Raw genomic sequence first — 24,903 nt, forward strand, 5'->3', positions numbered from 1 at the left:
GAGGCAGGGCAAGACTTTTATCTTAATAAGCTTGATATGCACATGATGCTCAATTTTTAAAGTGCGTAAGTCCTAATCTCTTTTTTCTTTCTTCCCTTTGCGTCCTTCTCTAACGAGACGCTCCGCGTTCACGTAGTGTCTTGAAGAGAAGGCGTTCTTGGCGGTTTGTTTCCTTATCTATATTTTTTACAACTCATTTAGTATTGCTATAGTTACTTGAGAAGGCGATGTCTACGATGGGCTACGCCGAAGCAAAAGCAATCAGGTAGAATATCGGATTAATAAGTCCAGTTTTGCTTGGTCTGCAAACTATAGGTTCCATCTTTCACATTCACCCGCTCAGGAATCAAATTTATATCTCTAAATATATTTGCTTGATGCTGTAAGGCCGTGAGGGATTGGTCGTCAATCGGAATGATGGCGCGTTCGCCACTACGTTGCTGTAAAGTTTCGACGATGGATGGATCGATTTCATGATGCTCTGCCAATCGTTGAACAGCTTCTAATTCCTGTCTCTTAGCCCAAGCTCCAGCTTCGTTTACCTCTTCTAAAATCACCTTGAGCAAGTCGGGATAGTCGCGTACCAACTCTGGAATCGCGTAGTAATAGGTCGGAACTTCTACGGAGGTTTTATCACCAAATATGCTCTCTAAGTCTGCAATCGAGCGTCCTGGGTAAGCGCTTCGGGCTTGAGTGGTTGTGTAGGGAACCCAAATCACCCAAGCATCGATTTCACCCCGGCGGAATCGGGGCAGCGCCTCCGGTTGTGTCAGATAAACTGGCTCAATGTCGCTAAAATCGAGGCCGACTTTTGCCAGCGATCGCACAAGTATATAATGTGCGCTTGAGCCTTTGTCAAAAGCGATCTTCTTACCCTTCAGGTCGGCAAGGGTCTGAATCGGCGAATTTTCCGGCACCAGAATCGCTTGACCTTTGGCAGAGGTATATTTTTCTTTAGCTACTCGCACAAATACATGATCCGCAGCTTGAGAGAAGATGCTGGCCGTACCGCCGCCACCGCAGAAGTCAATCGTCCCGTTGCTGAGTGCTTCTATCAGAGAAGATGCTGATAAAAAGCTTGTCCAGGTGACACTCAGCCCATAAGGTCGCAAACGCGTTTCCAGCAAGCCTTGATCACGGAGAACTTCCAGATTTGTCATCCCCTCTGGATATCCCATTTTCAGTTGCTTGAGCCGCCGCGCTTGCTCGGCTAAGGGCGTGTTGCTAGATCGACCAGAACGGTTAGAAAACCAGCGATCCAAAACTACACAGAAAATTATGCCCCCCATAAAAAGTCCCACGGTTTCGAGTAACCGAGTTGTGGAGTTTTCGGGTATTTTGAACTGATTCATTAGAGAGGAGAGCTGATTACCAGATTCAGAAGCGGCAATAGCATGACCGTCAAAAACTAGAGTCAAGACCAAAATCAAGACAAGGCCGATGCAAAATAGAACTGCAAACCTGTAGGTAGCCGATCTACGAGTGGCTGATCTGAGCGACCGTAAGATGTTTTGACCTGTGCATCTAGGCACAAGGTCAATCAAACGGCTAATCATAATGACTCCTTTGATAAATAATAGCTAATGGACATTGCCGGATGAATTGGAGATAGGAGATAAAGTCAAAGCACCGCTTAATATGTATAAACTACCAGATTTGCTCTGAGTTACACCCAATATGCGATACTCACATTATCATATCGATATTGTGGGAATTATCTACAACGGTTGAGCGATCGCTAGTTTCGGTCATCAGATAGGTGTTGAGTGAGGGATAGTGATGGATTGGTTAATTGCAACAATTAAGATCGGGCTAGCTGCGGCTGTAGCAACAACCTTTGACGACAATATTTATCTGACTGCCTTCTTTAGTGAGGTTAATCGGACTTTTCGTCCTCAACATGTTGTGGTTGGTGAACTTCTAGGGTTCACGGCATTAGTAGCAGTAAGTTTTCTTGGTTTCTTACTCGGTCTAGCAATTCCTGAGACTTGGATTGGTCTACTGGGGATTTTGCCGATACTCATTGGCTTGAACAATTTGTTCAACCTGAATAAGGATGATTCAGCCGAAGATAAGTCAGCTAATCTGAAAAGAAACTCTAAATTTCGAGGATTTGATTCCAGAAAGCGATCGCTCTGGGACGTAATCCGCGATCCGCAGACCTATCGCGTCTCTGCGGTTACAATTTCTAACGGCGGTAACAATCTTGGGATCTATATTCCCCTGTTTGCCACTAGCTCAATCCAAAATCTGTCTGTAATCATACCAGTTTGCTATTTCATTGTTTTCTGCTGGCTGTTTATGTCCTATAGTCTGACACATCTACCTGGTATCGCTTTGGTACTCAGCCGTTATGCTCGTAAGATTTTCCCCTTCGTGCTGATGTGGCTGGGTTACAGAATTCTGATGGACAGCGAATCCTATCGTCTTTTTCTACCGAAAACTTGACAGATAAAGGTTATCAAGGTATCCAAAAAATCGATGGCAACAGTATGGTGTTGTAGCACTTGCTGTTGCTCAGAGCTAAACTACCAGAAATAGTCACGCATTCTCCACGACTAAAGTCAGGGGCTTTTAGTAGAGAAAGAAAAATAGCGGCTTGGTTCCTCTACAGGTTCCGAAATATCCCCCAACTATCAGAAGAAGTTTGCTGAGAGTCTGAAGGGTAAAGTCAATGGAGCTTAACTCGTGCATTTTCAGTTACGTTTTGTAGCGTATTCAATCAATTCATTCAGGAAATAAAACAATCGCCTGTCACAGTCATACCAGAAGCCAGAGTAATAGTTAAATGTAACTAAGTAGAACGGCGTTAATAGTTAAAGGTTTGTAGTAAGCGGCTCTAGCCTAGCCCTGTGAAAGTGACTTGTAAAATCTTTCTTTCTCTGGTTCCTCTGCGTCTAGAGTGCTTTATAAGTTATTTATTGAACCGCAGAGACAAGGGCTTCAGCCCTCTCTACGAGAGACTACGCGAACAAAACCAGCCAACTTATTTTTTTAACATTACTTAACATACTTTGATTTATTCTCGCCTACTTAACTTAGTGAACAAAGGAGATATCGATGAGAACAAAAGCAGGACTGTGGATTGACCATAGGAAAGCTATTGTCGTGGCTGTTACAGAGAAAGGGGAAGAGATAAGGGAGATAATATCAAATGAGGTAGAAAAACAACTTCGGCGTTCTGGTGATTCACCTCTGAAGGGTACTTATGAATCACTTCAGATACCGGCAGATGATAGCCGCCAGAGAAATTTTACGGGACAGCTCAACATTTACTATGATGCGGTCATTGCGAGTATTCGTGATGCAGAGGCTATTGTGATATTTGGCCCGGGTGAAGCAAAGGATGAACTGAAAAAACGTCTTGAAAAAAATAACCTTGGTGGCCGCGTCGTAGGTATTGAAACAGTTGACAAGATGACGGATCATCAAATTGCGGCGAAGATTCGACAGCACTTTGTCCAGTCGCGTTAGGCACCCAAAAGATTTACCGCAAATCAAACCGATGAATCCCCAACTCTCCGTATTTTGGAGCTTACCCACGGATCAGGTGCTTCAGCAGACGCACTCTACAACCGCAGGCTTAAGCCGTCAAGATGCAAAACAACGCCTGAGCGAGTACGGCGCAAACAGCCTCAAACAAAAACACAAATCGAGCGCATTGATGCTGTTGCTCAATCAGTTCAAGAGTCCGATTATCTTGATTCTGATTTTTGCGGCGGTACTATCGATTTTTCTTCGAGATGTGGCAGATGCGACGATCATTTTGGCGATCGTTCTGATCAGTGGGCTATTAGGATTTTGGCAGGAGCGAGGAGCCTCGAATGCCGTCGAAAAATTATTGGCGTTAGTGCAAGTTAAAGCAACTGTTTTGCGGGATGGTCAATCTCAAGAAATCCCCAATGAGGAAGTAGTCAGGGGCGACATTGTATTGCTTTGTGCAGGTAAAAATATTCCGGGCGACTGTCTAGTTTTAGAGTCGAAAGATTTATCGGTGGGTGAAGCAGCACTGACAGGAGAAACCTATCCGGTTGACAAGCTAAGTGGGGTATTGCCGGCTGAAACTGGACTGGCCCAACGCAGCAATTCCCTGTATATGGGAACTAATGTTATTAGTGGAACGGCGAAAGCAGTAGTCGTTCATACTGGGAAAGAAACTGAATTCGGCAAAGTATCGGAACGCCTGAAACTCAGACCTCCCGAAACAGAATTTGAAAGGGGACTGGGCAAGTTTGGCTACTTTCTCATGGAAGTAACGCTAATTTTGGTAGTTCTAATTTTTGTTGCCAACGTCTACCTCCATCGCCCAGTGCTGGAATCCCTTCTGTTTTCTCTGGCGCTGGCGGTGGGTTTAACTCCCCAACTGCTACCTGCGATCGTTAGCGTTAACCTGGCTCGTGGTGCCAAGAAAATGGCGAAAAAGCAGGTGATTGTGAAGCGCTTACCCGCGATCGAAAACTTTGGCAGTATGAATGTGTTTTGCACCGATAAGACAGGTACGCTGACAGAAGGAGAGGTGAAAATTCACTCTGCGGTTGATGTGGAAGGAAAAGAAAGCGTTGGCGGAGCCTCGCCGCAGGCGACTCGCGTTCTACTTTATGCTTATTTGAATGCCGCCTCTGAGTCGGGTTATGTGAATGCGATCGATGCAGCGATTCGTGAATACAAAACATTCGATATTTCTGGCTATCAAAAGCTAGATGAAGTGCCTTATGACTTTAACCGCAAACGTCTAAGCATTCTATTCAAGAAAGAGGGTACGCATCTGATTGTCACTAAAGGCGCACTGAAAAATATTCTGGATGTTTGCTCAACCGTTGAGACTGCTGAAGGGAAAACGAGCAATATTGTAGACCAGCGACAAAAACTCCAGCAACAGGCTGAAGATTTGGGTAGTAAGGGATTTAGAACCTTGGGTGTGGCTTATCGCGATTTTAATCAAGATTCTTTCAGCAAAGATGATGAAACGAACATGACATTTCTCGGCTACCTTGCTCTCTTCGATCCGCCAAAAGCTGGCATCGCTGACACCCTCAAAGAATTGCAATTGCTGGGAGTCACCCCGAAGATGATTACCGGAGACAGTAAGGCGGTTGCTATGAGTATCATTCAGCAGGTAGGACTGCCTGAACCAAAGGCGTTGACAGGCTCCGAACTAGAAAAGCTCAGTGATGAAGCCTTGATGCAGCGAGTACAAGATACAAATGTCTTTGCCGAGGTAGAGCCAAACCAAAAAGAGCGGATCATTATCGCCCTCAAAAAAGCCGGGAATGTAGTTGGATATCTGGGAGATGGCATTAACGATGCCTCTGCGCTTCATGCTGCCGATGTCGGCATCTCAGTCGAGAGCGCAGTTGATGTCGCCAAGGAAGCCGCTGACATTGTGTTGATGGCAAAGGATTTGAATGTCCTCGTCGAAGGCGTAAAGGAAGGACGGGTGACATTTGCCAACACTTTAAAATATGTATTTATGGCAACTAGCGCCAATTTTGGGAATATGTTTAGCATGGCGGGAATTTCTCTGTTTCTGCCCTTTTTGCCGCTGCTGCCCAGTCAGATTTTGCTGACGAACCTCCTAACCGATTTCCCGGAATTAACGATCGCTACCGATCGTGTAGACAAGGAGTTAGTCAACAAACCCCGGCGGATGGATATCAAGTTTATCCGCAACTTCATGATTGTGTTTGGTTTGCTGAGTTCAATATTTGATTACCTGACATTTGGGGCGTTGCTGTTGCTGCTGCACGCTCAACCAGAACAGTTTAGAACCGGCTGGTTTTTGGAGTCTGTAATCTCCGCTTCGCTGGTTGTGCTAGTCGTTCGTACCCGCCAATCTATTGTCAACAGTAAGCCAGGAAAATACTTGTTGACGGCAACGCTGGCAACTATCGGAGTGACAATAATCATTCCCTGGACACCTTTGGCAACCCTACTCGGATTTCAACCGTTGCCGTTGAGTTTTGTGCTGGTTCTGGGGGCGATCGTGCTGTTCTACGTTACTGCTGCCGAGAATGTGAAACGAGTGTTTTACAGCCGCGTAAAATTTTAGTCAACTCATTGCTCTAGTTGCTCAGTGCTTGAATGGGTGAAACCCGCAGCAATTTTGTCTTTCCACCCGTGTCGGAACCAAACTTCGCTAATCTCTAATTCCCAAAACCTGCTTAACAGAAATATTTAATTTTTATTAAAAATATCTAGGTTTGCAAAACAACAATTTTTGTCGCATTTATTTACATAAACTGCATGACTCTATTGAGGTTTGTAAATATTTTGTATTTCTGCAAGGAATATTCCTTTAGACTTAATTTCAATCGAAAAATGTGGGGATAAACACAAATGCATTCGTTAAATATATTTTGTCACGAATTTGTAGTTGCTGTTTCCTTTGTAGCTTGCATTATTGGACTGGTGTTACTGTGGGATGGTAAGCAGCAAAAAAATGAGATGGAAGAAACAGAGCGGATTCTGTTTAGAATGAGCTTTAGTTACTGGCTAGTTTACTGTGTAGCCTTTGGTATAGAGAAAATAGTTTTACCCGACTGGGAATCTGTACTTATGACTTTGAAGATAACTACAGCTTTGTCATATTTCTTAACTTTTTCTTGCATTGTTAGTCTGCCACTACACAAATTTGCGGTACACCGTGTTGAGGAATAGTTATTGGGCATTGGGCATGATTAAGATTTCATGGCGATCGCTAATGCCGTTTCCAGTTCTGACTGCGCTAAAGGGGTCAAAATGAACACCTCTTGTACCGTCTTCCCTTGCCGTGCAATTACTTTATAGCCGCCGCGAATCGGTACTGAGACACGCAATTGCATTTTCGGACAATGACCTCTTGCCCGCCCAATCACTCCCGGCGTCACGGTTTGGATGCCATCCTGGTGACAAAGACGTTCTAAAATGGGGATGAGACCAGAAAGATGTGTCGAGTGATTCCAAACCAGTCTGGCAGCTTTTTGCGAAGCCGCCCGGAGGGGATCTACGGTGGGTTTGCCCATGATGATTAAGCTGCTTCTAGAGGTGCCATTGTCAAACCTGCTCGGCGCAGCTGCTGGTGATAGAGTTCCGCAGGTTCTTGCGGGCCGACCCAGACGATCGCTTGACCTTCATAGTGTACCTGATTAGTCAGATCCCACGCGCGATCGCCAGTCATCCCCGGAATATATTTCATCAAACATTCAGCCACATGTGGGAATGTATTAAAATCATCATTTAATACAATCACTTTGTAATTCGGGTACGGCTTGCTGGTAACTTGATTAGACCGTTCAGGAGCTATAGTTGGTGCTGTGGCCATCCCGTAAACATCTGCTGAAAGTGTCATAACCATAAAACAATTGAGCAAGATAATTTTACAAATAAATAACTAGTTTAGTCTATTGTCTGGGGAGTAGGGGCAGTGGGGAGAAATCAATTCAAAATTCAAAATTCAAAATGACGCTCGCAGACTCGCTCTAAGCGAAGCTATGCCGAAGGCTTTACGCTGCGCTAACAAAATTCAAAATTGTTCGCGCAGCGTCTCGTAGAGAAGAAAAAGACTGGGGGACAAGGGAAATAACCAATGCCCCATGCCCAATGCCCAATGCCCAATGAATGCCCAATGACAAATGACAAATGACAAATGACAAATTACAATCTATCGCCAATTATCCCAGTTTTCGTTAAAAATAGATGTATCGGGGAAGGCTGTGGGGTTGCCATTTTGTTGCAAAAGCCGTTTGAGTGCTTCTAGTTGTGGCTCTTGTTTGGGTAAGTCATCGACTAGTTGGTAAGGTGCGATCGCATTTTTGATGGCAAAACTAGCCACAGTCCCCGCAGCTGCGCCAGATGACCATTCAAAGGAGTGTACCCGATAGGCAGCAGCAGCAATATGACTAGTAGCAATGCTTTTGCCTCCTACCAGCAAATTATCAATTTTCTGGGGAATCATCGCTCTCAGAGCAATTTGGAAGGGATAAGCTTGTCCAGCACCACGCCTTTCGCCTGGACGTTCTGTGTTACCAGGGGCTTCTGGGGGACTATTCACCATACAAGGATGGAAATCTATCGCGTAGTGACCAATACCCACAGCGTCGGGGAAGATGGTAGAACGAGTCCGTCGCATTGCTTTGTCTGGTGAAACTTTACCGTCAATTACTGATACTGCTTCCAAACCTGCAAGTGCTGCTCGTAACCTACGATACATATCTGCTGGCAGAGTCTTGGGGTAATACTCATCACTGTAATCTCGGCGAGAAATATCAATTTCCCAAATACCAAAGCCTCCGGGTTGTCCCCAACTGGGGCGGCCAATGATCCGCCGTCCTTCGCGCATATAGGGATATTTCGATAAGCCATGCACTGTCCCCATCGGGGAATTTAGCCCTGACAACAAGCGGTTATTGGCTTGCTGCTGCTTTACACCTTCCCCCAGTTGAGAATCTGTAGTCCCAGCTACCAACCAGTAATAAAAAGATAGGGCATTTTCCTCAGCGTTGCGGAGGGTTTCTGTCCGCAGTCCTCCCATCCAGCCCCCTGGCTTTAACTGCCCAGTAGCTTGTAACTGTTGGCGACTGTAAATCAGGTTATCCTTGGCTGTTCCGGGGCGGTAATCGTTACCCCAAGTCCAGTTTTGCATGGAAATATCCCCTGGTGTGGACGCAGTAAAATTTACACCGCCGAATTTTGCTGGTTTCCCTTTGTTTGGACTCCAAATGCGCCGATAGGTGAAAACCAAATCAAAGTTAGCCAGTCGCGTTAATTCATAACTGAAATATGGCGCGTATTGTAAATAAAATGGGGGCATAGTCTGCGGTTGCGGTTCCTTGGTTGCCTCCATTGCAAAAGTGTAGGTAAAGCCTTGAGGGCAATATGGGTCATTGTTGGTGCTGGAAGCAGAAGGTTCTAGGTAGGAACGGGCATCAATGCCTAATCGATAGGGAACATCAGCAAGGGCGATAATTTCCCCGGTTTCGCTGGCGTCTACAACGTACCATTTAGGAGCATTCCCTTTCGCTGCCTTGGGGATAAAACGGAGAATAGTTTTAGTAAACTGAGATGAGTTTTCGTAGCGATAGGCATCTTCAATGGTTTGAGATAAAGTAAAAGTATTGAGAGGTGGTGCGCCTTTTGCTGGTTGATGTTGGATAGCGATCGCACTATTAATTATTTTGCCATCAGCAGCGATTTCCAAGTCCTTAATTACTGTGTTGGGAAACCATTGCAGCTTTCCTTTGCCCCGCTTTTGAGCATCTTTAAGCATCTGGGTCAAAATGGTGTGAGCATCGCGGGGAAGAAAACAAGATTCACTTACCCAACAGTCACCGGGGTTAAGCTTACCGTATTTGCGCCCAATGCGGTTTCGCAATTCCAAATAACCGCGAGAATAGAATTTGAGAGCTCGCTGAGTTGGGCGTTCGTCTAACGCAGATGTGCCTTGAGCAGAAATTTGTCCTCCCAGCCAATCAGTAATTTCGGTGAGGCAAACCGTTCGTCCTGCTAGCAACCCCTCGTAAGCTGTGGCGACGCCAGATAGTCCACCACCCACAACTAAAATCTCGCAATTAACACTTTTGTCTGGGGTTCTGGGTGGTGTGGCGTTCGTCGGAGACGTTGGCGCAGCCATCGCTCCATCAAATGCAACTAAGCTAGATATTAAGTTGAGACTGATCAGTGATGTCAAGCTATAAGCTACTTTGTGTTTGCGCTTCATGGTTAAAAAAATCACTCCAAATCCTGTGTCACCTTGTAGAAGGTAGCATCCAGCAAATGTTCATTACAAGCTTATTGAATTGGGTATTGAGCATTGGGGACTGAATTCTTCCCAATACACAATTATTAATTCCCAACTCAGCACTCAAGCAAAGAGTAGACCACGCACTCCACTTACACTAGATACTTTTCCATACTTGCTCCCGGCTACACAGCCTACGTAGTAGCCACCGGCAAAAGCTAAACCTGTGTCAGTTCTCAAAAAGAAAGCACGATAGAGAATATCTAACTTTTCTTCTTCCATAGCACAGGAGTCATTAATAAAGGGTAAAATTGCTTTTTGGTGCATATATGGAATTTCCTCATCTATGAGAAACATTGATTCAGACTTCTACACCAAGGATACATAAGTGATCTTTTATTAATTGTTTGCCTAAATGCATTGGATATGGTGAATGAATATTACCCATAGACCATGCTGGTGAGAATCGTAAGTAGTGCGGCACTCGGCAAAGCGATTTTAGGCTTTCTTCTGTTTTTTGAAAATCTGGATGAACGAAAAAGGGTAAGATTTCTAGCATCTGCTGGTGCTTGAATGCAATATTTACACCGTATTCATCATCTTGAGAATCGAGCATATAGAGTTCGCGTGCTGTTGAGGTATCTTGGGCTTTTTGTGTTTTTGGTAATCTTCCAATAGAGAAGTAATGGAGCAACTCAGGTACAGAGGTATCGTAAAAACCACTTAAATGAATTAAATCCCGTGCTGGAGAATTCTCATTCCAAGCTTGTCGATTGGTGATGTATTGAGTTGTCTCGTCGCCAGTGCGGAAGCGAACTATTCCAAGCAGGTTCTTAAGTTGGTTATGGTCACGAGGATATACACAAGCATGACCTGGAACGTGTTGAAAGTCTAAGATATCCCGTTTTGCAAGGAGATTTTCATTTTTTAGTTGAAACCAAGCTTGACCTCCGTTTTCTTCACCACGTTCGTTACGCCATACATCGGCTTCGATTAAGACAAGAGTAGGACAATCGCCCACTTGCGTTAGTACATCCGCCGCAAATTTTGCAAGTTCTATTCCCTTTAACTGAACTGTTTTAAGATAATTGCGATCGCGGCGTACCCGTGAGAAAATCTGTCCCAGTTCAATCCCCGCCTGTGCGTAAGGAATCCAATTGTTGCGATCGGGGAATAACACATCAACTGCACCATTTGCCCGCAGACGAACAGCCAAGGCATAGTGAATATTATCTTGTCCTTGAGTGGTTTTTCGGCGACAAAGGGCAATTACATCTAGGTTTTGGGCGATTTCCTTCGGTATCCCTGCTTGCTCGTAGACTTCTGAGGGTAATCCATAGAGTGCCCCAACCTGGCGTAGCGTTACATCCAGTACAGCATTTAGAATACGTCCTTCTGTCTTCTTACTGTAAGATGGCGATGTGTCTGTACCTTGATTTTCTTTGTCAAATGGTTTTGGTTGAACCGTTTGCACCATTTGGGAACCGATTTTTTCTAACACACAAGCTTCACGAACAACTCTATAAATGCTTTGTTTAGGATGAACTCCCTTCTTTTTAGTTTGTCCAATTTCAACGATCGCAAAACAGTAAGGCTTAGTAGTAGAGTCAATTAAAGCAATAACCTCATGCTTCAAAAAGTTGCGCCATGCATCGAGTTTCATTTGATGCTGGTTGCGTATTTGTTTATCAAACTCTTGACCATCTTTAGGTGCGAGTCCGCCTGTGTCGAGGGGTTTCAAAAGATTTGGATCGTTAATCCACACAGGTGATATTTTGACGTGCTCTGGAAAATCTTCTCCTTCATCCAGCAGGAAAGCATCACGCAATGTCTGGTAAGTTATATCAAAGGTATCTCGTTCGCGCCACAGAAGAAAAATATGTATGGGTTTTCCTTGCAACGCCCGCTCAATAGCATCAGCAATGATTGTTTGTCTTTGTTGACGACGGTTATCTACGCGTTGCTTAATTTGTTTTTCAGTCAGCTTTTCTTTTTGTTGTTTAGTAAAACTTGGAGGTTGAGAAATATATTCATAATCGCGCATGGCCAAGGGTGTTTTTTGACCAGATGGAGCAGGAATATCAGATTGCATTGGATTATCTGATATTAAAACACCATTTAGAAGCTCTAACACCTGAGCAACGATATTACCACGTTCTTGCAAACTAAATCCTGGTTTAATACTATGTCCTCTTTTATGGCTTTCATGTTCATACTTATATCCTTCAGCATGAACTAAATAATATTCATCTTTATTCCAGTTAGAATGATTATTTAAATTGCCGTATTTAGTAGGATTGCAAAGAATGTTATCAGTTGTTTCAAGGGGACGCGCTTTGAATGCAGCCAACAGATTTGGTAATTGAAATTTCCACATATTACTATCTTCTCTTCCATTGTTATCAATGGTAAGACGTATCAAAGTTGAATCTACTTCGTAACCAGATAAACGTTCCTCATTCATCCCCATCAGCAGAGAGATATCACGGCCGTAATTAGTTTCGATTAATGGCTCATGAGCATATCGTTGGCAACTTAAATGCAAAAAAATCCACGGTTTAAGCTTGCCATTTTGGTTGAATCGCCCTGCTTGAGTCTGAACGCGAAAATCTAAGCGATAGACAAAATAACCTTCCCTTTCTTTGCCATAGTCATCTGTGTATAATGCCGGAAATGCTTGACTAACTAGGAATAGTCCAGTGCGACCTGAGCCATCGCCTTGTACTTTTCGCCACTGGATTTCTTGCTCTCTTTGCCCAGAGCGAATAACACACTTTTTTCCATGCAGCAATGTTGCCAATAAACTAGGAATCGCTTGGTATCCCAGTCGTTTTTGGGCATTGATGTTTTGAATGAGCGTTTTTGGAGTAATAGGTTGCCAATTCCAATTAGTAGGAATTATGGCCATGTTTTCAAGGAAGCGATCGCAAACACTATTCACCTGATCTGCTTTACCCTTACCATCAAATTGCTTTGTCCACTCCTGTACCCAAATAATCACTAACTCATGTATTTGCTCAGGAGTTGGAACTCGCAGAGGATTTTCAACCGTTCCCACAGCTAATGCTCGATAATCGCCTGTATCAAAGTATTCAAAACCATGTGTCAACGTTGATGCACAGGCAAGCAATCCATTGTTTAACTGTCGATATGGTATCCAGACCTTTTTCTTGCGATTAGGTGAGAGAACTTCTTCCATACTGTTACAAAAGTCCGCAACAATTTCTGCAAATGGAAACTCAAGTACCGCAATTTCAAAATCTGTAAGAGCATCTTCTGCAAGATTCATTCTGGCAGGTAAGAGAATAGGAGGTTGCACGTCTTTTTTAGGCATTATGAATTCCTTTATACAAAAAATTTACCAATGCAGGTCTTCGATTCTTTCCAGTGCATCGGCTAGAGGCTTGTAAAGCGCATTTCCTACTGTATTTTCCTCGCTGGCGTAGTCGCAGATTCGTAGAATCATGGCAACCAGAAGACTTGTCTCTTCTGTATCTAGTTCAGATAATTCTGGAGCAGCTTTCCTTGCAGCACTCTTGGGTGCCCAAGCCGCATCGACAAAATAACCACGAAATGGGACACCTCCACGCAACAGACGACCAACGGCTTGAATAACTAACCCAGCAGTAGTTGCAGCGAGGTCAAATCGTGGAAAGGCAAGTAATTCCTGATTATCGCGCAGGGTTTTATAGTAAGAACGCTGTTCAACCGATCGCCAGTAACGCGCCGCTAGTTGGCGCACCTTCTCAGCACGTTGTACAATTCCGTCTCCTTGTTGCCATGCGAGAAAGTCTGCTTTATCTACCCAGTCTAAAGCGCGACGGTTCATTTCTTGGGCGATCGCTTGTGTATCATGTGGGTGTGGATATGGACGCGTCAGAAAGTAAACAGCACCAAATGCGGCTTTACCGTTGGCATTCAAAATATTGAAACCACGCCCGATCGCATTCATCGGAGCAACAAGAATCTTTCCCTTAGTTTGCCCAAAAGTTTCAATATCTGCACGATTGAGCGCACCCTTATCAGGTGGTTTGACAAATTTCGCTAGCTCATCAAAGTCATCCTCCGTGTAAGCGTCTATATTGTCAGGGACTAGGTGATAAACAAAGTCCTGCATACTTGACCAGCAATTGCGAATTTCGTTTGCTGCCCAACGAGCTTGATCGTAGGAGTTTACCAGTAAAAGAAGGCGATCGCGATCCCTCCAGTGGTTATCCAAATCATTTTCGCCAAGACGCTTTAATTCCCTGAGTTCTTGCCCCAAATGACCTGTACCGTTACTACCAACGAGCGATCGCACTATTTCCTGAAACAAGCTCATTTTCTGCCGTTCGGGGCTACCAGAAATGCGGAGAGGTTGGGTCTTTTGGTTGAATTGGGGAAGAAATTTGAAGTGGCTTTGAGCGATCGCATCTCTCGCCTCCTGTTCTGGCATCAAAACACCCTGGGGATTACCAACGTGAAAGCTGGTAGAATCTGGTAAGTAGGATGTTCCAGAAAGTGCTAGCACGTTAGGGCCACGTTGACCATTAAAATCTGTTAATAAACGATGAAAGTTTAAAATGTAGCAGCGTCCAATATTGGTGTAAGCAAACAACGTCAGCGCATTATTGCTGCCATATCTGGATCTTTTGTCGTCATCATTTCCTCTGGAGTAATAAGTGCCAAACTGTCGTCCTGTGGGAGGCAATGGCAAAATATTCAACATTGCAGCAGGCATTCGACGATGGGGTGAATCATCGTTGATTGATGTCGGTCTATTGTGCCATTCATAGAAGACAATTCGAGTGTGCCGATCTAAAAGAGCGATCGTCAGCGCAAATTGTAGGCGATAAGCCAATGTTTCAACAGTATCTACTGAATCTGGCTCATCCCCATTAGGTGAACGTCGTTGTTGTTGAGAACTTTGATTGCGATTCTCCAATTCTGTTTGCAGTCGCGCTAAACGCCGTTCTGTATTTGAGAAAAATTCGATAATCCAGGCTCTACAAGCCCTGTAGATGTTCTCATCTGAAGCACTTTCTCCAGTACTATTGATCTCTTGCATAAGACGCGCAAGGCGAAAGACTGGATCTCGGTTTGGGTTAGATGAAGGCTGCATCCGCAACGGATCATCCTCGTTGAGTAGTGCATCAAAATAGCGCACAATTGGCTGTATAAGTCGAGCATTTGCTCGTGAAAGCGCATCAGATGTATCTGAAGATTCAAATTCTTCTAATCCAGCAAGACGACGGGCAAATTTGAACAGAAGAGAGTTAGGTGTAAAGTAACCTCGTTTGATCCAATTTCGGAGAACTTGATGTCCAACCTGTTTATCAAGTAGGGTTAGTGTTGCTGTAATTGCTTTTTGTGCATCACGTTCTGCGCCAGTCCATCGTTGTGTTGATGGCGGCATAACACGGTTAGTTTTTGAGAATTGTTCTGTTTTCACGCCAATATCATCAAAAACGCCGCTATTCCCACCGTCAGTAAGAACCACCTCCTCAGCATAAGTGTCATCAAACCACTTGATGATTGTTTCTATTTCATCAAAGACCACAAAATCTGATTGTTCATTAACGAGTTCACCGATTTTGATCGGGCGCAACTCTAAATGACGCGGCAATCCTGCCATTGCCATCGCGCCAGGAGTTGTAATCCAAACACGGGCATTTGGCATATCACGGTAAACTTGTTGGGATGGGCATTTATCAAAGAATGGACACAAATAGGATGAACCGAGGTTTTTACGTCGCTTGCTGCGATCGCTTTTAGGCATTTTTTTGAGAGTATGACAGGGTTCAATTCCCGGTTTAAGAGCTTTGCCGTCTAGAAGTTGAATAAAATCACGCTCTTTTAGCTGACCTTGGAGAGGACAAGCTGTGCCTAGCCAACGTTCACCCCAGTGAGGCTGTCCGCGTTGTCGATGTTCCTGATAATCTTTTGAGGCAGAGAAACTCTGAAGGTGTGCATCGCGTTTACTGCGCCCCAAGATTGGCACTGCTACTGGATGATCATTCTCTGGATCGTTACAAAACCACCAGTTAATTTGGTTCGCTAATTTAATCGCTGATTGCACATCACTAACGACTAACGTGATGCGGCGATCGCAATGATGCCGCAAAATATTAACACTGAACAATTGCGAAACCGTAGTTTTTCCAGAGGCAACCATGCCTGCAATATTTGTGAAGCCATCTAACTCAAGAATTTGCTCCTCTTGCGGAAACAGTGTTCCGTTTTCCTGAACTTTGTGGAAGTTAATTTTGCGAAAGCGCTCAACCCAGTGTCCTCTGGCAGTTTGATCCCAGCCATATTGACGCGCTAACGCTTCCTCTCGCTGATCAATCCATGCTGCGTCTAGCTCTAAATCTGAAATACGAAGCGAAAACGAAGTACGAGAATGAGTTGTAGCAAACCAAGGTAACGGCTGTATTTGTGCATTTCGTACCTGCTGCTGCGTAAATCTGACTGGTACTATAACCGTCTCTTCTCCTGTCTTTGCCTCAAATTGATAAGTGGTTCCGGTTTCTACCCGTTTAACTTTGCGAAGCCGGAAATCTAAATTGGTATTTAAGCAACGTTCGTACAAATCTTGATGAACTTGATGCCGGAGGTTTTTGGCAGCATGAATAATATGGGTATCCCAGTTTTGCGGAGTGAATTCGTCATAGTTACGCCAATTTAGAGGAATCCTTAGATAAGAGCGCAGTGCGCCCAACCAAGCGAAACGCGCAGAAAATGGAACTATTTGGCGAGTATTGGCGATCGCTCGACGTTCCATTTCATTCAAATTCTGTAAGCGTGGATGTCTCAAAGGCATTCCACTCAAGATTGCCCAAGGTGCGGTGACTGGCTCATCATCAAGTTCCAAATACTCCATGAGAGCAAAGCCAAGCTCTACCTGAAGCAATAATTCAGCTTGAGTACGATCCAAACCTGCTTCCTTCAACTGTTCGAGGCGGTCTTTAAACTCGGTCGGTACTTCAAATAAACTCATCTGGCTCATAGACTATTTTCCTTCCCGCAACTGCTCAATTTTATGGATAACCCGTTCTTCAAATACAGCATCACTCAAAAGGTGGGTACTGCTTGGCAGCTTTGTCGTCTGTTCACGAAGAATTTCGAGGTAGTCCTCTCGTTGTTGTAGGCGTTGGCTGGGAATAACATAAAAGCTCTCGTCATAACGCAGATCGCCCTCACCGAATAGAGGTGTAAGCTTTGGTGCTAAATTATAGGGGCTTCGGTAATCTTTAATATCCACAGCCCAGGTTGATTGGTCACAGAAGCGTAGTTGTAAGTCATAGCGATCAATGCCTGGATAAAGATGGATGGCACAAAGCTGATCTGAATATTTGCTTTGAAGTTCTTCCAACACTTTAAATAAGCGCATCTCAGGAATACCAGGTAAACAAATACGCAAATGGATACCAAACTTCAGACGACGCAGCCCTTGTTTCCAGGTGATTTGTCGAATAAACGGCAAATTTTGGCGATGGTCGTTGCAAGCACTGGGTTTAATACCACGTAACTTTCCATACTTTTTAAACAATGGACCGCAGCGATCGCAATTCCAACAAAGCTCATTTTCTTCACACTCATGGTAGAAATCGCCAACTTCTTGAATCGAAATATGTCGTGTCGTAGAAAAGGCTTTACGAAGCTGCGCCGGAGTTGTGTATGGATTCTCAATCAAAAATAGACGTAGCAAAACATATTCCTGTTGAACGCGCTCAGGATCGCCATCATTGTTGTAAAGTTCTTGCAACCGTTCCAAAATTTTCTGAAACTGGAAATTCTCTATGGCAATTTGTTTGGTTAAAGTGGTGGCGAACTCTGACAACTTGGTTTTTTCAAGCAGTTCCTCATATAAGTATCGACTTGCTTCTTCACTCAACCCCCATTCATAAAGCAGACCAAAATCAGAGTCAAACTCTTTTGGCAGTAAGCGCCCTGGATACCAAGTTTTTACAGGTTTTTCGAGTAATGCTAAAAGACCAGTTAGAGTCCGTGGGTATGTTACAGCAGTTAGCTCTAGAGCTAGTTTATTAAGAGCATGACGGAGCAGTTCAGGATATGGATACCTGCCATCTCGACGGATAAACTCTGCTAAACCAAGGATGAGATTATCAAATTCATTACTTCCCATTGAAGGTAATCCTTCATTTAAAGGATTTTCTTAACAGCACGAACTGTTTCATTCGTGATACATTTGCTACATAAACCGTACAATATTATTTAGGGTGTGTCAAGTAAATAGTAATGTTTCTTTGATGACACAAAAGCAAAAGAATGTTTCTTTCGTGACACAGGAGCAAAAGAATGGGAATTTATCTAGATATAGAAAGGTTAGCAAGCCTAGTCCGTAAAAAACGTGGCAGCAGAGGACTGCGCGAAACATCGGCGGAGATTGGTAATGTTAGTCCATCCACTCTTTCAAGGGTGGAGAGTGGCAAAATGCCCGATATGGAAACTTTTTTAGCACTTTGTAACTGGCTAGAAGTTCCACTGGCTGAATTGTTCAGAAACACAGACAAGAATCAACTGGATACGCCTGAAGCGATCGCTATTCAACTCCGCGCCGATAAAAATCTTGATCCAGCGATCGCCAATGCTTTAGCATCTTTAGTTAAAGCAGCCTATCGCGATCTGTCTCAAAATAATGGCGAATTGAAGCAAGATCCTTAAAGATATGTCATTAATCCAAAGTCTATCGCCGGAATTTAGGCAACGCTGTGAGGCGATCGCAACTGAACAACGAAGCTTACTTCGAGTGCGATCGTTTGAACCATTACCCGCAGACACTCTAGTAGCCAAGTTAGGAGCAACACTGTTTACACCCGATCGGGTTCCAAATCTAGAGCCAGAGCAAGTAGCAGTATTACTTGCTAGCGATGGGTGGTCAGGAGCGATTATAAGCGATCGCCCGCTCTGGATTGTATACAACCCCCGTCATGCACCTGCACGATATGAATCAAATCTGATGCATGAAATAGCTCATGTGTTGCTCAATCATAAGCGTGTTGGCTTTGATCCCGTAACCGGACTACCAAAACGTAAACAAAACAACGAAGATGAAGCAACATATCTGGGAGGATGCCTTCAAATTCCTAAACGTGGTTTACTATGGGCAACACAACGAAAGATGTTGTTACCTCAGATTGCAACACATTTTGGTGCGAGTGAAGCGATGGTGCAGTTTCGCAGCAATGTGACTAATGTGCTTGTCAAATGCTAATACTACGTGATCAGCCAACGAACAAAATTCTTTTAATGCTTGTTGATGAGGTTTTCTGCTGCGATGCCTAACAGCAAGCGCTTCGGGTGATGCTCGTAGTCGCTAACGCTACTGCTACGCGTCTGTGCGCTAACAAAGAATCAGAATTTTAGAAGCTGCATTAGTCAATCGATAATTAGTAACTAATAATCTTTAGTTGAAACTGTGGTGATTTCGTCTCTTTTTCTGAAATTAAAAACTGCTCTTGCTGAAAGTAGACAAGAACAGTTTTTAATAGCAAAGCCCAAAATAACAATTTAGGCATCTTCAAGTTCAAATTGAGCCACCGTAACCGCGTTAAAAGCGAAAGCCAAAACTAATGGCATCGGAGACTGAAACCAAAAGGTAAAAAGAACAGCTAGGATTGTGCCAATTACTGCGGACATTGACCACAATCGTTCTTCAAAAGTCAATCCCTTTTCGGCTTTAATCAATCTGAGAACATGAACTGGAATTGGTTCCGGCATTACCCCACCCGGAGGGAAAGCCCAGAAGTTGTTACGTCGCTCAACAAATAAATCTGTCCAGCCATTTTCTTGGCACCATGCCTCAATCCATTGAAGTGAGTAATGATTCATCATCGGGTTTCAGAGTTCGGTTTGTGGAAGTTGTGTGCTTGGTGAATGTAAACTCTTGGAGATTCCTGAAGAACCAACTAATCGTTATAAAATTAACGCTAATTATCGGACTTTTAAGCTTTGTTAAGCAATTGAGACGCATATAATTACGCTCAAACCTTGCTTTGATTAATTAAAAGATTAACAGTTGATCGGGGCTGTTTACTTTGAAAGACAATAAACTTTACTTGAAAAATTCAAAGTAAAGTATTGTAAATAAGTTGGTGAGTATTACTGCTCAATAAAACTCTTTATATCCTGAAATTGAAATCTAAATATGAAGAATTGTGAATAAATTAACGAGCGTCACCGAATAGCCCATCGTAGACATTGCTTTATCCGGCTAAACGATTCCTTTAGAGTTAAGAATTTCAAGTTTGATCGGACTAAAGCAAAACTACACGTGCTTAGGGGCAATTCATGAATTGCCCCTAAGAAGAAAATGAGGGTTTCGGCTATTGTTTGCGTAAGTCCTGTTTGACTTTGGAGCGATTGCATAACGGTACTGCCCCGATTGCAATCGCGTTCGACACAATAGTAGGCAGGCCTCATGAAATAGAAGTGGTTATATCTACTTCCTCCAAAGATGGTGGCGATTCAGAAGAACTATCGCTATTTTCTGGTGTTGAAAGCTCATCACCGACAATTCCATCCCATGAATAGTTGCAGATTTTAGTGCGAAGCAATGTACCAAACGTCAAATTAATTGCCAGGGCGAAGGAATCGATAAAAATTAAATTTACAAAGCGATCAATCATGAGACCCCCTTAAGCTAAATTGAGCATCAAGTGCTATTTGCTCTCTTACTACACATGCCAGAATCTCTTTTCCAGAAATGCATGGTATCTTAATACTTCTCAGTTACCCAGAACATGAGGGAGTCGTTTACGCTTAACCGAAAAGTAGTGCCTGCCGTCTGATACTCTAGTTGACCCATTGCCACAATAGGTGCTGATAAGTAAAAAGCAGTAATCGCAAATTGCGATAATTGCCCATGTGATTAATTTTTAATTAATTTTCTTTCTTAAGAAAGATGATTTAAATTTATATACCTCTCTGAGGGTAAATAGAATCAAAGTGAAGCTAGGAGTAAAATCTATGAGCAAATTAAAACTTACTTGAGTCAGAGCAAATATATGTTGAGTATACTTTGGGGTATTGTTGTTGTACTGATTGCTTTTTGGGCATTAGGACTGACACTTCATATTGCTGGAAATTTAATTCATGCAGTGTTGCTTTTAGCCATTGCCCTTGCTATCTATAATTTTTTCAAAGGGCGTGATGTGTGAATATAGTGGTTCCCAACTTGGTGAGGTACGTTTTCAAAGTTACTAACCTTACAGGACTTACGCATCAAGTACGAAATGTAGGGGCAATTCATGAATTGCCCCTACGGTAAATTAAGGCTTTCACTGCCTTTTTGCGTAAGTCCTGCCTTAGTAAAAAAGATTTGAGTGTACCTCAGTTGCTTAAGAAACGCTATATACTGAGTGCGATCGCTCCGCCAACGCCAAGGCGAACTCTCCTAATATTGTGGCTCTGTAGCTAAAGGTGAGAAGTGATGTCCACGACGGGCTACACCTATGCCCTTTTTGCGTTACAAAATATTAAGCAAGGAAAATACACATTCCCCAAGTCCGGTAGCAAGGCTGCGAGTCTCAATTAGGATAAACCAGTCTTGCTAATATTCAAATGCGGTAAGCTTAAATGCAGCGATTAGACACCAAGTTGACTCTCGATATATTTTGGCGGCAAGGGTTAGCGTTCTTTCTAGGAATTATTATCTGGTGCGTGGCTGATCCTGCATTGGCAGTAGATTGGACTCATCCACTGTCATTTAGCAATGCAGAGTTGTCAAGACGTGATTTTTCTGGTGAAAGCTTGCAAGCTGCGGAGTTTTCTAACGCCAATATGGAACTGGCTAACTTTGCAAACGCTGACTTACGGGGAGCAGTCATGAGTGCTTCGGTGATGACAAAAGCAAATCTCCACGGAGCAGATTTAACTAATGCAATGGTTGATCAGGTAAACTTGACTAAGGCAGATTTGAGCGATGCAGTTTTCAAAGAAGCTCTTTTGCTCCGCGCCATCTTTAATGATGTGAATATCGACGGTGCAGATTTTACAGATGCAATTTTGGATCGGGCGCAAATCAAAGAACTGTGCGGGAAAGCCAGTGGTGTGAATTCCAAAACAGGCGTGCAAACTCGTGATTCTCTAGGATGTTAATGAAGCGTGTTGGTGTAATTGGTGGCGGACAACTTGCCTGGATGATGGCAGATGCAGCAGAGAAGCTAGGATTAGAATTGCTAATACAAACTCCTAGTGAACACGACCCAGCCGTGTCAATTGTTCAGGATGTCGTTTTTGCCCCGGTAGATGATGCCAGTGCTACAGAGATATTAGCTAAAAAATGTGATGTTATCACCTTTGAAAACGAATTTGTTAACCTGCAAGCTTTATCTCTTCTAGCACAGCAAGGCGTTTGTTTCCGTCCCAGATTAGAAGCTTTAGCTCCTCTTTTAGATAAATATCATCAGCGTTGCTATTTACGCGACTTGGGCTTACCAGTTCCTCAGTTTTTCGCCCTTGACGAAGCGGAAAATCTCAAATCAAAAATAGAATATCTAGGTTTTCCAGCAGTCCTGAAATCCCGCCGCCACGGTTATGACGGTCAGGGTACTTTCATAATTCAGAATTTTGCTACTTTAGAGCAAAAGCTAACTTTAAATCAATCACTTTTCTTGTTAGAAGAATTTGTCCCATTTGAACGAGAACTAGCAATAATTGCAGCGCGTTCTGTAGAGGGAGAAATTGTAACTTACCCAGTGGTAGAAACCCAACAAGAACAACAAGTATGTCGGCGAGTGATTGCGCCAGCCCAGATTACGCCCAATCAAGTAGCAGAAATCCAAGCGATCGCACATACTCTATTAAATAGCCTAGAAGTAGTCGGAATTTTTGGAATTGAACTATTTCTCAGTGCTGATGGCAAAATCCTGGTAAATGAAATTGCCCCCCGTACCCACAATTCTGGGCATTTTTCCCTTGACGCCTGTGAAACTTCGCAGTTTGAGCAGCACCTGAGAGCCGTTTGTGGTTTACCTTTGGGAAATCCGGCTTTGCAGTGCGCTAGTGCTGTGATGGTGAACCTGCTGGGGTATGAAAATTCTCACAGCGACTACCAAAGCCAGCGTCAACAAATAGTAGAGATTCCCCAGGCGCACCTTCATTGGTATGGGAAGACAGAATCACGTCCGGGGCGAAAGTTAGGACATGTCACCGTTTTGCTGGATAATCAAAATAAAGAGTTGGGAAGTGCGTACACCAACGGTGTCGGCGCAGCCATCGCCCACACCATAGAATCTATCTGGTATCCCAGGTAAATTTTTCAGAAACTTTTGATCTTGAACACAGAACATCTTTTTGAAAGCTATAATGAGTGAGTTGCACTACGACGTTGGTGACTGCCATCAAGTTTTTTGATCTATGCCTTTAAAGACAAGGGAGTCAAACAGTTCTCGTGGCAGTAAACCGGGCATGTACCCGGAAACTTTAAACGAGGAATTTAGGTTCCCACCTGGTTAAACCAGGTCATAAACTTAGGTAAAACGGCGTCGCGGTGAACTTAAAATTATTAGCTCCCAAAGTCAGTTAGAATTTGGGAGCTTTAATTATTTAATCTCCATTACAGCTATTTTCAGGTAAATAGGACACGCGGTAGGGGTACAGCAATGCCCATGCGTGTCAACTTAAGCTAAAAGCCAGTCTAAAAGAAGCTTTTAGAGATTGTCTCGTTCCCAGTCAGAGACTGGGAATGCCTATGTCGGGGCTGCCGCCTCAAGACTTGCGGCAGAGCCGTAATGAGGAGCATTTCCAACGAGGTTTTAAAAGAGTTTTGGCTTAAGTTGACACCACTGCCCCACTCCCTACTCCTGATTTAAATGTTTGAGAATCAACGAACAAACATCTGTCGCCTCAATTCCATTTTCATCAACTAGATGAGTTTGATGGGTGATAAATAGAGGCCCTTCGGCAACAGAAGTGGTAATGTTACCATGAGAGCCACGTACTAGGGAAGCATCCAGAGCAATCACATCCATTAAGTAGCGAAAACCCAGTTGTTTCTTAAGTAACTTGAGAGCAATTTTTCCTTGAGGAAATTTAATTTGTGGATCAAGGAAAAGTTCTACAGGATCGTAACCAGGTTTGCGGTGGATATCTACAGTTCTAGCAAAATCAGGAGCTTTCGCATCATCGAGCCAATAATAATAGGTAAACCAAGCATCAGGTTGAGCGATCGCAACTAATTCCCCCGATCTAGGATGATTAAGATGGTAGGTTTGCTTACCCTCTTCATCCAATACCTGGGCTACGCCTTCAGTTGCTTCTAAAAGCGATCGCACTTTTGGGATGTACGCTAGATCATTCACATATACATGAGCAATTTGATGATCGGCAACGGCAAAGGCAATGCTAGCACCAAAATCGAGCAGTTCTCGCCCTAATTCTTCCCGCACAGCAATTAAACCATTTTCCCTTAATACGCGGTTGATATCCACTGCTTTAGAAACTGGGGTAATGCCATACTCAGAAAGAATAATTACCTGAGTATTACGTGCTTGATAATATTCAATTAAATCGCCACAAACAGCATCAATTTCTTGCAAATCAGCTTGGATGTGTGTTTCATTGTTACCAAATCTTTGCAGACAGTAATCTAAATGTGGCAGATAAACTAGTGATAATGTAGGGCTGTAACGTTCCTCAATCCATTTTGCTGAATTGGCAATCCATTGACTAGAACTAATGGAAGTTTTTGGCCCCCAAAAATCGAACAAAGGGAAGTTTCCTAAATCAGATTGAATTTGCGATCGCACATCACTAGGATGGGTATAAATATCAGGTAATTTTCTGCCATCTGCGGGATACATCGGGCGCGGCGTAATGGCATAATCTACTGAAGAATACATGTTGTACCACCAAAAAAGGTTGGCACAAGTGAAGTTTGGATCAATTGATTTAGCTATTTCCCAAACTTTGGGAGCCTGTACTAGTTTATTAGATTGCCGCCAAAATTTTACTTCACATTCATCGCAGAAGTACCAACCATTAGCGACAATTCCATGCTCATCAGGCAATTTTCCTGTTAAATAAGTAGCCTGAACTGAACAAGTCACAGCAGGTAACACTTTTTTGATGGGAACTACTTGCCCAATAGCCGCCCAAGAAGATAAAAACGGCGTATTTTCTCCTAGTAAACTGGGCGTTAATCCTACAACATTTAGAACAACCGTTTTCTGCATCAATTTAAT

At 43.5% G+C, this 24,903-nt stretch carries 20 protein-coding genes and 1 other RNA gene; 10 read left to right on the plus strand and 11 right to left on the minus strand.

Annotated features, from left to right (window positions below):
* Positions 1-278: 278 nt before the first annotated feature.
* Positions 279-1,418: an aliphatic sulfonate ABC transporter substrate-binding protein gene (locus HWQ41_RS11765; RefSeq protein WP_292762825.1), complete on the minus strand. Its 1,140-nt coding sequence runs from the start codon at positions 1,416-1,418 to the stop codon at positions 279-281.
* Between the two features lie 361 nt (positions 1,419-1,779).
* Between HWQ41_RS11765 and HWQ41_RS11770 the strand changes: the two genes are divergently transcribed.
* The 4 genes from HWQ41_RS11770 to HWQ41_RS11785 all read left to right on the plus strand — a co-directional run bounded on the left by HWQ41_RS11770 (position 1,780) and on the right by HWQ41_RS11785 (position 6,657).
* Positions 1,780-2,448: a cadmium resistance transporter gene (locus tag HWQ41_RS11770; protein WP_292762828.1), complete on the plus strand. Its 669-nt coding sequence runs from the start codon at positions 1,780-1,782 to the stop codon at positions 2,446-2,448.
* Positions 2,449-3,060: 612 nt separating this feature from the next.
* On the plus strand, positions 3,061-3,474 hold the full coding sequence (locus HWQ41_RS11775; RefSeq protein ID WP_292762831.1) for a hypothetical protein: 414 nt from the start codon (positions 3,061-3,063) through the stop codon (positions 3,472-3,474).
* Positions 3,475-3,505: 31 nt separating this feature from the next.
* Entirely contained in the window at positions 3,506-6,049 is a 2,544-nt protein-coding gene (gene mgtA, locus HWQ41_RS11780; RefSeq protein ID WP_292762834.1) for a magnesium-translocating P-type ATPase, read from the plus strand.
* A gap of 287 nt (positions 6,050-6,336) precedes the next feature.
* Positions 6,337-6,657, plus strand: coding sequence for a hypothetical protein (locus tag HWQ41_RS11785; RefSeq protein WP_292762837.1), 321 nt, complete (start codon positions 6,337-6,339; stop codon positions 6,655-6,657).
* A gap of 20 nt (positions 6,658-6,677) precedes the next feature.
* Here HWQ41_RS11785 and HWQ41_RS11790 read toward each other — a convergent pair whose 3' ends face one another.
* From HWQ41_RS11790 to HWQ41_RS11820, 7 genes are all read right to left on the minus strand, one after another.
* Entirely contained in the window at positions 6,678-7,001 is a 324-nt protein-coding gene (locus tag HWQ41_RS11790; protein ID WP_292762839.1) for a DUF2103 domain-containing protein, read from the minus strand.
* Between the two features lie 5 nt (positions 7,002-7,006).
* A complete protein-coding gene (gene clpS, locus HWQ41_RS11795) occupies positions 7,007-7,333 on the minus strand; it encodes an ATP-dependent Clp protease adapter ClpS (RefSeq protein WP_292762842.1) in 327 nt (108 codons plus the stop codon).
* A 306-nt stretch (positions 7,334-7,639) separates the two neighbouring features.
* Entirely contained in the window at positions 7,640-9,694 is a 2,055-nt protein-coding gene (locus HWQ41_RS11800; RefSeq protein ID WP_292762844.1) for an FAD-dependent oxidoreductase, read from the minus strand.
* Positions 9,695-9,838: 144 nt separating this feature from the next.
* The gene (locus tag HWQ41_RS11805; RefSeq protein ID WP_292762846.1) at positions 9,839-10,072 is read right to left on the minus strand and encodes a hypothetical protein; all 234 of its coding nucleotides are present in this window, start codon (positions 10,070-10,072) and stop codon (positions 9,839-9,841) included.
* A 4-nt stretch (positions 10,073-10,076) separates the two neighbouring features.
* Positions 10,077-13,049 carry an RNaseH domain-containing protein gene (locus HWQ41_RS11810; RefSeq protein ID WP_292762848.1) on the minus strand — a complete coding sequence of 991 codons (2,973 nt, stop codon included), beginning with the start codon at positions 13,047-13,049 and terminating at the stop codon, positions 10,077-10,079.
* Positions 13,050-13,073: 24 nt separating this feature from the next.
* Positions 13,074-16,703: a hypothetical protein gene (locus tag HWQ41_RS11815; protein ID WP_292762851.1), complete on the minus strand. Its 3,630-nt coding sequence runs from the start codon at positions 16,701-16,703 to the stop codon at positions 13,074-13,076.
* Positions 16,704-16,706: 3 nt separating this feature from the next.
* Positions 16,707-17,843 (minus strand): hypothetical protein, encoded by a 1,137-nt coding sequence (locus HWQ41_RS11820; RefSeq protein ID WP_292762853.1) that lies wholly within the window; start codon positions 17,841-17,843, stop codon positions 16,707-16,709.
* Between the two features lie 173 nt (positions 17,844-18,016).
* Between HWQ41_RS11820 and HWQ41_RS11825 the strand changes: the two genes are divergently transcribed.
* Together HWQ41_RS11825 and HWQ41_RS11830 are read left to right on the plus strand one after the other, a co-directional pair.
* The gene (locus HWQ41_RS11825) at positions 18,017-18,382 is read left to right on the plus strand and encodes a helix-turn-helix transcriptional regulator (protein ID WP_292762854.1); all 366 of its coding nucleotides are present in this window, start codon (positions 18,017-18,019) and stop codon (positions 18,380-18,382) included.
* A gap of 4 nt (positions 18,383-18,386) precedes the next feature.
* Complete coding sequence (locus HWQ41_RS11830; RefSeq protein ID WP_292762857.1) at positions 18,387-18,932, plus strand: ImmA/IrrE family metallo-endopeptidase; 546 nt, start codon at positions 18,387-18,389, stop codon at positions 18,930-18,932.
* Positions 18,933-19,228: 296 nt separating this feature from the next.
* On the opposite strand, the gene HWQ41_RS11835 is transcribed toward HWQ41_RS11830, so the two are convergent.
* Both HWQ41_RS11835 and HWQ41_RS11840 read right to left on the minus strand, forming a co-directional pair.
* Entirely contained in the window at positions 19,229-19,552 is a 324-nt protein-coding gene (locus HWQ41_RS11835) for a hypothetical protein (RefSeq protein ID WP_180277395.1), read from the minus strand.
* Positions 19,553-20,136: 584 nt separating this feature from the next.
* Positions 20,137-20,346 carry a hypothetical protein gene (locus HWQ41_RS11840; protein ID WP_292762861.1) on the minus strand — a complete coding sequence of 70 codons (210 nt, stop codon included), beginning with the start codon at positions 20,344-20,346 and terminating at the stop codon, positions 20,137-20,139.
* A gap of 378 nt (positions 20,347-20,724) precedes the next feature.
* Between HWQ41_RS11840 and HWQ41_RS11845 the strand changes: the two genes are divergently transcribed.
* The 4 genes from HWQ41_RS11845 (at position 20,725) to ssrS (ending at position 23,218) form a co-directional block, all read left to right on the plus strand.
* Positions 20,725-20,877, plus strand: coding sequence for a lmo0937 family membrane protein (locus HWQ41_RS11845; protein WP_292762862.1), 153 nt, complete (start codon positions 20,725-20,727; stop codon positions 20,875-20,877).
* 418 nt (positions 20,878-21,295) lie between these two features.
* Positions 21,296-21,817 (plus strand): pentapeptide repeat-containing protein, encoded by a 522-nt coding sequence (locus tag HWQ41_RS11850; RefSeq protein WP_292762865.1) that lies wholly within the window; start codon positions 21,296-21,298, stop codon positions 21,815-21,817.
* Positions 21,817-22,974, plus strand: coding sequence for a 5-(carboxyamino)imidazole ribonucleotide synthase (locus tag HWQ41_RS11855; RefSeq protein WP_292762867.1), 1,158 nt, complete (start codon positions 21,817-21,819; stop codon positions 22,972-22,974). The genes HWQ41_RS11850 and HWQ41_RS11855 overlap by 1 nt, the downstream gene beginning before the upstream one ends.
* A 60-nt stretch (positions 22,975-23,034) precedes the next feature.
* Positions 23,035-23,218, plus strand: a non-coding RNA gene (gene ssrS / locus HWQ41_RS11860) — 6S RNA.
* Positions 23,219-23,517: 299 nt separating this feature from the next.
* Here ssrS and HWQ41_RS11865 read toward each other — a convergent pair.
* Positions 23,518-24,894 (minus strand): alkaline phosphatase family protein, encoded by a 1,377-nt coding sequence (locus tag HWQ41_RS11865; protein ID WP_292762869.1) that lies wholly within the window; start codon positions 24,892-24,894, stop codon positions 23,518-23,520.
* Between the last annotated feature and the right edge of the window lie 9 nt (positions 24,895-24,903).

This window comes from Nostoc sp. NOS(2021) (assembly GCF_017115025.1).
In the GTDB taxonomy this organism is placed as follows: Bacteria; Cyanobacteriota; Cyanobacteriia; order Cyanobacteriales; family Nostocaceae; genus Nostoc.

Coding starts and splice junctions, on each gene's coding strand:
- HWQ41_RS11820 (WP_292762853.1), bottom strand. CDS start 17,843: ATGGGAAGTAATGAATTTGATAATCTCATCCTTGGTTTAGCAGAGTTT.
- HWQ41_RS11865 (WP_292762869.1), bottom strand. CDS start 24,894: ATGCAGAAAACGGTTGTTCTAAATGTTGTAGGATTAACGCCCAGTTTA.
- HWQ41_RS11815 (WP_292762851.1), bottom strand. CDS start 16,703: ATGAGCCAGATGAGTTTATTTGAAGTACCGACCGAGTTTAAAGACCGC.
- HWQ41_RS11825 (WP_292762854.1), top strand. CDS start 18,017: ATGGGAATTTATCTAGATATAGAAAGGTTAGCAAGCCTAGTCCGTAAA.
- HWQ41_RS11845 (WP_292762862.1), top strand. CDS start 20,725: ATGTTGAGTATACTTTGGGGTATTGTTGTTGTACTGATTGCTTTTTGG.
- HWQ41_RS11835 (WP_180277395.1), bottom strand. CDS start 19,552: ATGATGAATCATTACTCACTTCAATGGATTGAGGCATGGTGCCAAGAA.
- HWQ41_RS11785 (WP_292762837.1), top strand. CDS start 6,337: ATGCATTCGTTAAATATATTTTGTCACGAATTTGTAGTTGCTGTTTCC.
- clpS (WP_292762842.1), bottom strand. CDS start 7,333: ATGGTTATGACACTTTCAGCAGATGTTTACGGGATGGCCACAGCACCA.
- HWQ41_RS11840 (WP_292762861.1), bottom strand. CDS start 20,346: ATGATTGATCGCTTTGTAAATTTAATTTTTATCGATTCCTTCGCCCTG.
- HWQ41_RS11770 (WP_292762828.1), top strand. CDS start 1,780: ATGGATTGGTTAATTGCAACAATTAAGATCGGGCTAGCTGCGGCTGTA.
- HWQ41_RS11850 (WP_292762865.1), top strand. CDS start 21,296: ATGCAGCGATTAGACACCAAGTTGACTCTCGATATATTTTGGCGGCAA.
- HWQ41_RS11790 (WP_292762839.1), bottom strand. CDS start 7,001: ATGGGCAAACCCACCGTAGATCCCCTCCGGGCGGCTTCGCAAAAAGCT.
- HWQ41_RS11810 (WP_292762848.1), bottom strand. CDS start 13,049: ATGCCTAAAAAAGACGTGCAACCTCCTATTCTCTTACCTGCCAGAATG.
- mgtA (WP_292762834.1), top strand. CDS start 3,506: ATGAATCCCCAACTCTCCGTATTTTGGAGCTTACCCACGGATCAGGTG.
- HWQ41_RS11800 (WP_292762844.1), bottom strand. CDS start 9,694: ATGAAGCGCAAACACAAAGTAGCTTATAGCTTGACATCACTGATCAGT.
- HWQ41_RS11775 (WP_292762831.1), top strand. CDS start 3,061: ATGAGAACAAAAGCAGGACTGTGGATTGACCATAGGAAAGCTATTGTC.
- HWQ41_RS11830 (WP_292762857.1), top strand. CDS start 18,387: ATGTCATTAATCCAAAGTCTATCGCCGGAATTTAGGCAACGCTGTGAG.
- HWQ41_RS11855 (WP_292762867.1), top strand. CDS start 21,817: ATGAAGCGTGTTGGTGTAATTGGTGGCGGACAACTTGCCTGGATGATG.
- HWQ41_RS11805 (WP_292762846.1), bottom strand. CDS start 10,072: ATGTTTCTCATAGATGAGGAAATTCCATATATGCACCAAAAAGCAATT.